This window comes from Oxobacter pfennigii (assembly GCF_001317355.1).
Taxonomy (GTDB): Bacteria; Bacillota; Clostridia; order Clostridiales; family Oxobacteraceae; genus Oxobacter; species Oxobacter pfennigii.
In genome coordinates this window covers 37,980-50,400 of sequence record NZ_LKET01000030.1, presented here as the reverse complement: position 1 = coordinate 50,400, position 12,421 = coordinate 37,980, and the positions used below count along the sequence as shown (strand labels likewise).

The 12,421-nt window shown below is 42.4% G+C and carries 6 protein-coding genes; 1 reads left to right on the top strand and 5 read right to left on the bottom strand.

From position 1 onward, the window contains the following. Positions 1 to 167 precede the first annotated feature (167 nt). Positions 168 to 941 (bottom strand): EFR1 family ferrodoxin, encoded by a 774-nt coding sequence (locus OXPF_RS09700; protein WP_054875014.1) that lies wholly within the window; start codon positions 939 to 941, stop codon positions 168 to 170. 635 nt (positions 942 to 1,576) lie between these two features. Further along, positions 1,577 to 2,950 (bottom strand): uroporphyrinogen decarboxylase/cobalamine-independent methonine synthase family protein, encoded by a 1,374-nt coding sequence (locus OXPF_RS09695; RefSeq protein ID WP_054875013.1) that lies wholly within the window; start codon positions 2,948 to 2,950, stop codon positions 1,577 to 1,579. A gap of 947 nt (positions 2,951 to 3,897) precedes the next feature. Here OXPF_RS09695 and OXPF_RS23075 point away from each other — a divergent pair. Then, on the top strand, positions 3,898 to 4,362 hold the full coding sequence (locus OXPF_RS23075) for a glycine zipper domain-containing protein (protein ID WP_054875012.1): 465 nt from the start codon (positions 3,898 to 3,900) through the stop codon (positions 4,360 to 4,362). 125 nt (positions 4,363 to 4,487) lie between these two features. Here the strand turns inward: OXPF_RS23075 and OXPF_RS09685 are convergent, their stop codons facing one another. The 3 genes from OXPF_RS09685 to OXPF_RS09675 all read right to left on the bottom strand — a co-directional run bounded on the left by OXPF_RS09685 (position 4,488) and on the right by OXPF_RS09675 (position 12,418). After that, positions 4,488 to 5,174, bottom strand: coding sequence for a DUF1847 domain-containing protein (locus OXPF_RS09685; RefSeq protein ID WP_054875011.1), 687 nt, complete (start codon positions 5,172 to 5,174; stop codon positions 4,488 to 4,490). A 367-nt stretch (positions 5,175 to 5,541) separates the two neighbouring features. Next, positions 5,542 to 6,669 carry an SEC-C metal-binding domain-containing protein gene (locus OXPF_RS22870; protein WP_054875010.1) on the bottom strand — a complete coding sequence of 376 codons (1,128 nt, stop codon included), beginning with the start codon at positions 6,667 to 6,669 and terminating at the stop codon, positions 5,542 to 5,544. Between the two features lie 520 nt (positions 6,670 to 7,189). After that, positions 7,190 to 12,418 carry an RCC1 domain-containing protein gene (locus tag OXPF_RS09675; protein WP_054875009.1) on the bottom strand — a complete coding sequence of 1,743 codons (5,229 nt, stop codon included), beginning with the start codon at positions 12,416 to 12,418 and terminating at the stop codon, positions 7,190 to 7,192. Between the last annotated feature and the right edge of the window lie 3 nt (positions 12,419 to 12,421).

The following is a 12,421-nucleotide window of genomic DNA, read 5'->3' as shown; positions in this document are numbered from 1 at the left end:
TCAAGAGGTTTTTCTAATTTTACGACCTTTTTATTGTTTAATTAAGAATTGAAACCAACAATTCATTACCGGGCGTCCATCCCACCGGGACGGGTTAAATGGCGAATGCGGCGTAAGCATGGTCAGCGTATTTCATAATAATATAGTTGCCGGCAATACTCTGACTATCATCTTTTAATATCCTCCATCTTGATATTGGGGTTGTGATACCTCCTGCGCCCGACTGTTTTTTTGCCATATTCTATTGCTTCACAAGGACACCAATGAATGCAGGCAAGGCATCGTTCACAATTATGCTGCCAAACCGGACGCCGTTCTTCCATTTTTATATTGCATACGCTGCATACTTCCGCGCAAAGACCGCATCCGATGCATTTGTCGGTCGTTAAAAACTCCTCATCCCATTTATTGATGTTTTTATACAGATAACTGTGATTTATAATTTTACTCCACAGTTCAGCTTTCCTTATCACCGGTTTCCCTTCGCCGGCGGCAATCGCTCCGGCGGCTTTTTCCACCTTGCCGGCGGCAGATTTTAATATTTCCTTAACTTTTTCAGATGAAGGAACCTGATGACTTACAATGTAGTTTCCCGGCATCTTAACCTCTTCCGCAAAAGATAAACGAACCTGTTTTTGGGACAGAACGTCTTCCAGCATGCCCAAAGGATTTGCCCTGGTTCCTCCGGAATTGGCGATTGCAAAGCAATAGCTTCCTGGATAAATAGGAAGGTCTTCGATAAATCGTTTTACCAATCTGGGCAGCCCATTATAGTAAACAGGAAATACGAAACCGACAGATTCCCCGGGCCCGCCGACAGGTTCACCCGGCGCCTGTGTAACCATTGGCTTGATTACGCAATCTCCCAATTCTTTTGCAATTTTGCGGGCAATTTCCAGCGAATTACCTGTTGCAGAGAAATAAAAAATTGTAAATCCCATATCAACCCTCTCCATAACTTTCATTTATAAAATATTTTTTTGAGTTCATTAAAAAAATCATCTAATTGGGCAACAATCATGTCATAATCCAATTCATTTTTTTCCGGGTTCCGAATATCCTCGGCGGCGCTATTATTTTCACAGCTATCCTTTTATCTGAATATGAATTTAAACCACCAAATAAATCAATGGGGTAGGACAGATCCTGGATGTGGTGCAAAAATGCAAATGATAACGTCTTGGTATTGTAATACAGCTCAATGTATTTGAAAAACATTGCATCAATTCAGACTATTTTATAAAATTTACGCTTTTATTTTTAGACTCATTAAAAAGGCACTGCGGTTTCACAGTGCCTCTTTAATGAGTCTTTTTTTGCTTAAATTCATACGAAGGGGCAGGCGCTTATCTCAAAGGTTGCCGCCTCCTGCTCTGCCCCGGCCGATGAGTCAGAAAACGTGCAGCCGGCAAACAAAATGCTGCGCAGGTTTCAGTTAGTGCTTAAGATTAGGATATTCTTCTTCCGGTATACTTGCTGAAACAGGCATCATAATGCCTTTGACAGTTACTCGGCATTGGTTAAATATGCAGGTATCGTGTGAAAAGAAAATCAGTCCGGCGGCTCTTATTATAAGTTAGACAAGTAAATTCAGATAGAATCGCAAGCTATCCATGTCATATTTATAAAGGTGATCCTTCATACTGTCAGGAGTCATAGGATATTTTGCTTTATATTCGTTCCAGTTAGTAAGGTATTTAGATTCGAATTTTCCGAAGTTCGGATCTATTTCATAATTTTCACTGTTAAGTTTTTTACCGTAGCTTTCGCCGGCATTGTCATAAACAGCATAATCTCTTAGGAATTCGGTAAGGGCCCGATAGTTCTCAAGATTAATATCGCTTAACATCAATGGGCCTTTGTCAAAGCTGAATATGTAGCCTCCGCCTGGCAGCATGATGTCACAAATCTCTTTTGCCTTATCGAGTACCTGTTGTTTTGTTCCCCTTTTTAAAAGGTCAAGGGGGAATAAACCTTTTATGATGAACTTGTCACCAAGTTTTTCTTTTATCAGCTTCGGATCTCCGTATTCAAACATCATTACGGTTCCTGCAGGCAGTTCCCGTATAATATCAAGGTATCTCATCCAGTTATCTTCAAGGAAAGGCGAAGTTCTGATTCCCCGTGCTGCGTACTGCTGTACTAATTTCAGATAGGTTGGCCACCAAACCTCGACAAAATCCTTTTCCCGCATAAAGGTCGGCATATGCAAAGGCATGCCTACAGCGCCTTCGGGAGAAGGTTTAGCTGGGAGGCCTAATTGGTACATAAGAGGTAACAATGCTTCGCAAGCCTCGATGATTTCACTTCTGCGCCTTCTGATATCCATGCTTATTCCGGAAAAACTTCTAAGCTGATCGGAAAGAAAGTCATAGGGTGCGGCAGTAAATCCTCCGGAGCCGGGAGGAGCTCCTTTATAGTAACCGTATTTCTCAATAAGTCTATTCATGATGGGAACCGTATTCCCTAACTGCCTGTTATTCTCCGCCTGTACAGCGCTTATACTCAGGGACCTTTTTATAGGATCCTCTAAACTCAGCGCTTTGTGCTGTCTCGGCAGTACCTTTTCCAATATGCACGCATAGGGATCCGCTATTAACTCCGGATATTCACTTTCTTCCATACCGACTACTTCCGGATGCTGCATGAATCCGTTGCTGCCCATCTGGAAGGACTGTGAATCAATGGCCTGATATCCCCCTGCAATTCTTGAAGCAAGACTAACGGGCATAATCGGGCAGGTGTCGGAATAAATCAGCTGTGAAACTTCGTCTGCTACGGAATCAAGCAATCCGTAGTTGAATTGAACTTCCAAGATGTCTAATTTTGCATATTCTGCTATAATACGCGGAGAAATAGAAAAGGAAACAGGCATTCTTTTAGGTATGATATTATTGAAAATATCTGAGAATAACTGATTCCTTTCCTGTTGAAGTTCTTTAATTGACATGGCAACCTCCTTATAATTTAAAATTTTAACCTGATACACAAAAAGTCTCCGGTCTCTTAGTCTTCCTTGCTCATTAAATGAGAGCATAGGCCGGGGGATGAATTGATGCTCCTGGAGGAATAAAACACCTTAATTATCGATATGATACAACTATTATAGTTCATTGATTGCTGGATATATTAGTTTGAATAGAGAAATCGATTGGCTGAAAATGCGATAACCAAGCTGTAGGTCATTCCTTCCATGCGTAAGATATCCAAAGCACTAAAGGAAACCGACATCATCGGCATCTGGGACAGGGACTGTCCGAAGTCACGCTTGGGGAGACTGAGGTTACGAAGTCGTGGAACCATCCACCTCTTTAGGCGGTGGTAATTCACTAAGCTTTTCTTTGTATTAGCTGCCGTGAATTTGTAATCTACCTGCAATTTTAAATTTTAACCGGTTGAGTTAATTGTAAATTTCTCAATCCCAGTTGTCAACATAAATTGCTGAACAATTGTTACCGGTTGACTATATACAATATGCAAAATTTGATTAGATGAACTATTTATATTTTCAGCTTCTTTTTGCAATAGAACATGGTCTATAAACAGCACTATTGTATCATCTTCCTCCGTGTGTTACTGGTTAAGAGCTTTGATAAATATTTTATTCTGCATTAACGTTCCCTCCAAATTTTGCTATTTTGCTATATTTATTCAGTAAAATACCTTTACTCATATTTTCATATAAGCAAAGGTATTCTTTTTACGCATGCAATTTTTTTATTGTTTTTTATTTTCTTATGGCGTTTTATGCTAAGGAGTATTTTGAGATTTGAGTTTCTTTATTGGGTATCAAAAAGAGGAATTATATATAAATACAAAAATTTCCTTTGAGATATTTTTAGCATTTCGGGTATGATATTATTAAAAATAAGTATACAGTTAATAAGAGGTTTTAATATGAATCAAAATATATACGATAAATTTCTTCATGATTTTACGGTACTTAAAAAACAACTGGGAGACAAGGAAGTTAAAAAATTTAATCTCGAATTTTTGAAACGTGCTGCTGTCAGGATGAACTCATTTTCAAATACCTGTGAAACCTGCGAAAAACATATGGAAGAGCTGGCAATTTTCGTTGAATATTTAAGCACCAAATCCGATTTCTTAGAAAAGCAGGACCAAAAAGAGTACCAACGCAGGGTAAATGATATTGTTACCCACTTGACAAAAGCACATAAACTGGTTACCGAAGGGCATTATTTAAGCATAGGTATTGCTCTTGGATTGTGTTTCGGCTTGGTGTTTGGGCAGACACTTTTTGATAATTTAAGCTTAGGTATGCCAATCGGAATGTGTATCGGTTTAGCTATGGGTTCAGGCATGGACGCAGATGCTAAAAAGAAAGGTCTGGTAATATAATTTACTTAGTTTATACTGTATAGAAGTTATATATACTAAATATCAATACCCTGGACCTTCTTTGCTCAATGAAATTTAATTTAGATGCAGTAAGCTTTAATTATCATATTCTTTTTTATTTCTTTTTATGGCTCCCTGTCCGGGAGCTTTTTCGATGTCTCCTGCGGCCAGTCGCCCTGCAGGAGCTTTTTATAATAGCTATCCGTCAAGTACAACGGAGCGGCAGGGTTGTGGCAGGTCAGACGGTCCTTGGTAATAAGCGTCGTCGTCGCTGCCTTGGAATATTTGTAGAACAAACTGTCGTGCCCCACACAAAGCCCCACTACAACATTCAGGTCGGTCTTGGCCTTGTTCAAAAGCTTCGCCTGCATAATAGGATTACACATGCTCTCACCTTCGCGCATGATGTACGCCTCACCGATGCCAATCTCAGGTTTCTTGACCGCGCCAACCTTACACGCCGCGCCATACACCTCAAAACCATGTGCCCGTAACATCTTAGCAAAGGTCCGGCTTTCCGCCATGAGCCCCACACACGTTGCGATACCAATCTTTTTTGCGCCGATGCGCCGGGCAAATTCCATTATCTCCTCAACGCGCGTCAAGCGGCCGTAAAAACCACCTTCCACCTCTGCCGCCGCCAGCGCAATTTTCTTGTTAACGCGGTTGTTGATATAGAGAGCTACTGTTTCGGCAAGCTCTCTTTCGTCCAGCCCCGCGGTCAGGCAGAATTCGGGATATCGTTTGTCGCCCATTGTACAGCCGATTAACCCGCAATCCGCACACGAGCGGCATTGTTTTTCTTCAGGCATACCCCGTTCCTCCATTTCATATCATTCATATATGCTTTATTTACAGAAGTATAGCACCGCTTCCGCCGGTTGTCAATAGTTCAAAGGAATAAAGACCTCCCAGGGTAAGACAAACTTTCCTCTTTTACTCGCCTAATCTGCTGCATAAGGATACGCATATCTTTTGAACTTTAGCTTGCGCTTCCCTAATGGTTGATATGTACCCCATAGCACGGCTTTCACCGCCAAGTTAAGTGCCATGCCTCCATTTACATACCGGCAGTTCGTTCAAAGCGATACATAAGAAAACCGGACCCTACTTTCGCAGAGTCCGGAAAAAAGCTTTTCTTTTTTTACCTGACAGGTGGCAGTTCAGTTTCACAGTGCCTCATTTCTCGCCCTGTGCGTCAGGAGCGATTGCAACAGCGTATTCCGGCTGATACTCCAAGATAAAAAACATCCCTTTTTTATGCTTTGTTTTCCACAGCTTCAAAATATCGGTTTTCTCTTGCGGAAGTTCTGATACATTGATATATTCGTCTATAAGTTCCGGATTTTCCCACAGTACTTCTCTGACTTTGTACACCATCATATCACTGACAGCGTTGGGGTATTCCGGCTTAATTTTTGCTTTGATTACATTCTTCCGATCATTGACAAAGCCCATTAAGCCATACCATGTCTCATAAAAAAGTCTGCACTCTTCAGAACTTAACTGTGATGTTTTTTCATCGTCAAATATAGCGCAGCACTTCTTGTATTTCTTGCCGCTTCCGCACGGGCAGGGGTCGTTACGTCCTATTTTAGGTCTTTGCAATGTTGGAAACTTAATGATATTTTGATTGCCCTTGCTAAAAATCTCACGAAGCTCCGATGGCGTATATCCGTTGTTTTCCCAGATGCGCGTGTTATTTTTTGCAAGCATAATTCGGTTTATAAACTCCTGTAACTGTTTTTCGTCACGGAACACAAGATCATGCCTGTCCAGAATGGGTCCCAATTCTTTTATCCCATCGCCATATATTATATAATCTCTTACTTCCTCATAGCCTTCAGAGGTATCCTTGCTGTAGCCGAAAACGTCCCACATGAAACTGCGTACATTCCATAAGTGGTCGTTATCAACGTAATCCTCAATTGTATATTTAAGGAATTCGTTTTTTTCGGGTATATAGCGGGGTTTGTCCCCTTGGTGTTTCAATAAATAATCGGCTTGGTCAAAGTCATCGAAAAACCAATAATGCACGATGTATTCCTTATAAAAACCATACCTGCCGTCTTTTAACACAAGCGGCAGGAGGAGAACATAAATCTCCTCTTCATTCGTCTCTTCGGCATTTTGTTTATTGAAAATATCAACAAAATCATGACGGCTGATAATGCCATATAGGTTCACCGCCGCCCTTGCATAAGAATCAAGCAGCTTGCGGATCATTGCCTTCCCGTTAGGGCAACGGACAACGTCTGATTTGCAGTTATATTGTTCAAAAATTTTCTTTGCCTTTTCTTCAGTCATATTAATTCTTATTCCTCCCCTCCTAAAGTATTTTTAACTTCTGCACTGCTTGGTTTCTATTCTGTAATGCTTTCTTAAAGTTTTTCTTTTCTTGCTCCGGATCAAATGCAGATTATCAAGAGCATTTTACCAAATCTTTGATCTAAATGCCATGCCGTCGTGTTTGACCGTCAGCTCCTTCTGCTCCTTTCGTAATTGTCGAGGAGCTTCTGGAACCGTTCCGGCGTAATTTTACCAAGGGTGCTGTCCTCCGATAACGCTGTCATACTTAACAAGAATAGGAAATAGACTTCATACAAATTTTTGCATAAACTATAAGACTTCAAGCTGTATAATAATACTATTGTACATCAAACATATCATATACTCGTTATTACTACCCTTTAAAAAATAAAATCGCATCGGCTGCAGTGAAAACCAATGCAACTTAGCCTGGTCGATCTCCTCAGGGACATCTCATACTGTAATAAATGAGCCATAAAGCTCGACTAAAACTTTATGGCTCATTTATAATTAATAACTAATCTATCGGCCTGTTGATTACCTCTTCACCAGTCTTTGTGTTGTAGAATATGCTGCCCTTTGAACTGTTCATATAGTAGAGCCAATCACCGGCCAGGTTAAATCCATATGACCTGTTGTCATCATCAAGCCTGATATTTTCTGAGCCATCAGTCCTGATTCTGTAAAGTTTATATCCATCCAGGCCGTTGCAATAGTATACAAAGTCTCCCAGTACTGCGGCTTTATATGCCCTTGGGGCAATCAATATCTCATCTCCTGTACCATCTGATTTAGACTTATATATAGCAGTATCGCCGGTATCTGTTTCTCTGGAGTAAAATATCCACTCGCCCACAACATCCAGGGAGTATACACTATTATTGATTACTGATTGCTTACCGGTACCGTCAAGCTTCATTCTATATGTCCTGTCATAGTCACTGCTTCCCGAATAGTATATGAAGCCCTCGGAAATGGCAAATCCCATTATCCAATCATCGCTTACCTTTGTATTCCCGGCGCCGTCAGTCTTTATCCTGTAAAGCCTTGGAGACTGCATGTTTGGGGAATCGTCGCGCACATAGTAAATCCAGTCCCCTGATACGCGTATATTCCATACGCTGTAGTCCGTAAGCTTTGTTCTCTGATTGCCGTCTGCTTTAATTTTGTATAGTTTATCATCGTCGGACTGATTTACATAGTATATCCAGCCTTCCATTACATTTATATAACGGGGAGAATCATTACTCAGCTTAACTCGGCCTGTTAAATCATCCTTAATTTTATAAAGGAAGCCATTTTCTACATTATCATTATAATATATAAAGCCGCCTGAGAACACCGCCTCAGTGCCGTATACAGCCATATCCCCTGTTTCTCCCCCTATATTATCCGATACAGGTGCAATTGGCAGCAGCGCGGAAGATGGGACAACTCCTTCACCACCCAGTGCCTTTACCTCCTTTAACTGAGGCATATTATCCTCTATGAAATCCTTTGTCTTCTGCTCAAGCTGTTTGCCTGTAAGCACTATAGGCGACAAAGTCTTAGTGGCAAGTACTGAGCCTGCAAGGGCATCAGGAAAATCGTTTCCTGTTGACACATATATGGAGCCAAAATCCAGATCATCTTTAAATCTTTCCAGCACCGCTATATTGGTCTCATACCTGTCGTTTCCATTTATTCTCTCTCCATCAGGAAGTTTATTTGCTACCGCATCACTGATGACACCTGTTCCGCCTACTACAAATGCTTTAGTTATACCATTGATATCTATATACTCCTTTATATTTTCTGGAAGTTCTGATCTTGGTGTCAATATTATAGGCATACCCTTTTTTGCCGCAACAGGGGCTATTGAAAGGGCATCAGGGAAGTCATTGCCTGTTGCAACAACAATCTCTCTGCTTATGCCAAAATTTGTGTTCATATAGTCTGCAACTTTTAGGGATGTATCATACCTGTCGTTTCCTGAAAGACGGATAACCGACATACCTTTTCTCTCCAATTCATCTTTAACACTTTTTGATACTGCGCCTTCTCCGCCTATTATAAATATATTCCTTGCGCCCAGCCTTTCAAGTTCCTCTCCAAGGCTGCTTCGTAATGCAGTTTTATCCGTGAGAAGTATAGGGGCATCCAATTTTTCAGCCAGCGGCGCTGCGGACAGGGCATCAGGGAAATCCTCTCCTGTGGCCAATACAACATTCTGTGAAGATGTCCAGCCGGCCTGAGATATCTTTATGGATGTCTCATACCTGTTATTACCTGCATACCGGCTGATTTTTCCTTCCGGCACAGCCTTCACCGAAAATTCAAATGAATTGTCTTCTTCAAGAACCATACCCTTGTAGCTATCCTTGACACTTCCTGCAGGCAGTGTAACTGTGTATGTCTCTCCAGCATTCAAGATAGTATCAGGCTTTATTGTCAGCCTGCTGTTCTTAAAACTAACTGAAGAAGGCACCGTGTTTCCTCCGGAATCCCTCACATTAATGGAACTGTAGTTTGTGCCGCCTGCTATCTCCATATTGAAATTAACGGTTATAGCATCATCTGCCCCGGTAATCTCCATACCATCCTCCGGGTAGGTGCCCCTTACAAGAAGAGGAGGATTTTCAGCATTTTTAGGCCTTACAGTTGTAAAAGAAAATTTAAGATCATCCTTCAATATACTGCCGCCATCATCCTTTACTGCATCCTGCGGGAGTTCCACAGTATAGCCTTTACTATACTCAAGATCTTCCAAAGGAGTTATGGTGAGTATATTTTTGTCGATTTCCTTTTTCACCGGTACAGAACCGGTACCATCCTTAATCGCAATACTGCCGTAGTTGTCTCCCTCAATGATATTTTTATTGAATGCAATAATAACCGGCTCAAAAGCTTGAGCATAAGTGCTGTTATTGTATGGCTGTATATAGTTTATCTTAAAGGGTATATTGCTGGGCAGAGCCTTTACCAGGTATTCAGTATTATTATTGGTACCGTCGCCTAACTGTCCCGACCGATTGACTCCAAAAGCCCATACCGAACTGTCTTTCCCAATGGCAATGTCAAAGTACCGCCCTGATGAGAAAGCCCTTGCGCCGTCAGGAAAATCTATCTTTCTTGCCTCACTGATGGCATATTGAGCATTGCCCATTATGCTCTCTCCCCAAAACCACCCGGTCCCATCCTTCTTCAATACGGTAATATGGCTGTAACCTGCTGAAACTGCAGCTGCGTCTTTTATTCCCCTGGCTCCGCTTGCAATATATGCCGCGTCTTTCCCCCATACATACATTGTCCCGTCCTTCTTCAATGCCACATTATACTCTTCTCCCGTATCTATTGAAGCAACGTCCGCAAGCCCTATAACTTTGGAAGGGATTTCACCATTGCCCTTTACGCCAAGCGCCTCATTGAGGTTATTTCCCCAGGCCCATACCGTACCATCCTCTTTTAAAGCCAAAAAGCGGTCATTTCCTGCCGCTATGGCAGTTACATCAGTCAAGCCCGGAACTTTTTCGGGCAAACTGCCCCCATTGTCATCATACATATTGGAATACCATGTCCAAACCGTTCCGTCATTTTGCAAAGCCATGGAGTAATCTTTGCCTGCAGAGACAGCAATTATATTTTGAAGTCCCGGTACCTTGTACGGAGACCCGTATAAATCCACATAGGTCGGATCTATTTCACCGGTTCCATACATGTTAAAACCCCAGCTGTAGACGGTACCGTCTTTCTTAAGTGCGAGGGAATGATTTTCTCCGGCAGAAACCGCAGCCACATCCGTCAAATCAGGTACAGGAAAAGGTGTATTAAAACTATGAGGTATGCTTGAAAAAATCATTCCATTCCCCAACTGACCATATTCATTGCTGCCCCATACATACAATTTCCCGTCTGCCCTTAATGCCAGCGAATGCTCCTTCCCGGCGGATACCGCTACAATGTCGGAAGGCTCAAGGGTAGTAAAGCTTGATACATAATCCCCCGTAAGAGCTCCCCCTTCATTATATTTTACGGCGCCGGAAGGTATTGTAACTGTGTACCTTGTATTTAAAACAAGAGGACTCTTGGGAGTCAGAATAATGGTATTATCTGAAATGCCCTTTGATATTTCTATATTATTATTCTTTTCATCCTTGATACCGATGCCTTCAAAATTCTCCCCGGCAATAATGCTCTTGTTGAACTTTAATGTAAATTTGCTGTCTAACACCACATGCCTCTCGTTATTCCCGGGAGACACTTCATCTATATTGGCTGCTGTTGAAAGAGCATTTCCGGTGGTAAAGCCGAACTTATATTCTTCCAATAATCTGTTCTCTTCTTTATCTATAACAGCGCCTTCAGGTATAGAGACGGTGTAGGCTGCATCGTTTTTCAAGCTCTCCCTGGGTGTGATAGTCAATATGTCTTTGGAAAGTTCCTTATTCATCTCAACGACACTTCCGGAATAATCCTTTACCGTTATATTATTATAGCTTATACCCGGCTCTACATTTTCGCTGAATTTTACCGTTATAGACTTGAAAACCGCTATATCTTTATCCTCGTTATTGGGGCTGCTTGAAACTATCTTCGGGAAATCTACGTCCACATTAGCCTGTATGGGACTATACTTACTGTTGTAAATAGTCCCGTCGGCAAGCTGGCCGCTTTCGTTATTGCCCCAGGACCATACTGTGGAATCCGTTTTTATGACAAGGGAGGTATCATAACCCGCGTCAACAGCCCTGATATCCCATAATCCCTGGACCTTCACAGGTATATTTTTGTCCTCCATGGACCCTGTCCCAAGCTGGCCGGAATTATTGGCACCCCATGTCCACACACTGCCGTCTTCTTTTAATGCCATTGAATGGTACCATCCGCTGCTTAGCATTTTTATATTGCTTAACCCCTTTACCATGACAGGAGAGCTTTTTTGTATGTTTGTGCCGTCTCCCAGCTGACCCTTGCTGTTGTCTCCCCATGCCCATACCGTTCTGTCTTTTTTTAATGCCGCGGAATGTTCCCTTCCCAGGCTTAATGCAAGGACATCCCCCGAAATATTTATCTTAACAGGCAGCAATCTATCTTCAGTTGTACCATCTCCCAGCTGTCCTTTGCTGTTGTCCCCAAAGGCCCATACCGTTCCATCCTTCTTTACTGCCATGCTGTGAGCATATCCCGAATATATGGCGGCAACGTCCGCAAGGCCTGCGACCTTCACAGGAGTCCTTCCATTCACCTGTGTCCCGTCTCCCAGCTGGCCCTTGCTGTTGTCTCCCCATGCCCATACAGTACCATCCTTTTTTAGCGCCAGGGTATGCATCCCTCCGGAACTGATACTTATTACATCATCCAGCCCCACAGCCATCACAGGTGTAGCTTTGTCTCCTCTCGTCCCGTCTCCCAGCTGCCCGCTGCCATTATTCCCCCAGGACCATACCGTCCCATCTTCTTTTAATGCTGCGGCATGAGAGTCCCCGGCGGAAATTGAGACTATTTCATTCAATCCTTCTATTTTTCCGGGCCTGCTCCTGGCCCATCCCCCCTGGTCCGGACGGATTTCATATCCCCAAAACCAGACTGTGCCGTCAGTCTTTAAGGCCAGTGCGTAACCCCCGCTCATTTCAACCTTTTGGTACACCTGCATGACATGGCCGGCACCTGTAGTATCAGCTGCCACAGCATAGTAAGCGCCGCCGGGCAGCAATGAAAATAAAATTGCGGCAGTGATTATCAATGATAAAATTCTTTTATTCTTCAAGTG

Excerpts from the sequence above, each read along its gene's own strand:
- OXPF_RS09700 (WP_054875014.1), bottom strand. The coding sequence starts at position 941 with ATGGGATTTACAATTTTTTATTTCTCTGCAACAGGTAATTCGCTGGAA.
- OXPF_RS09695 (WP_054875013.1), bottom strand. The coding sequence starts at position 2,950 with ATGTCAATTAAAGAACTTCAACAGGAAAGGAATCAGTTATTCTCAGAT.
- OXPF_RS23075 (WP_054875012.1), top strand. The coding sequence starts at position 3,898 with ATGAATCAAAATATATACGATAAATTTCTTCATGATTTTACGGTACTT.
- OXPF_RS09685 (WP_054875011.1), bottom strand. The coding sequence starts at position 5,174 with ATGCCTGAAGAAAAACAATGCCGCTCGTGTGCGGATTGCGGGTTAATC.
- OXPF_RS22870 (WP_054875010.1), bottom strand. The coding sequence starts at position 6,669 with ATGACTGAAGAAAAGGCAAAGAAAATTTTTGAACAATATAACTGCAAA.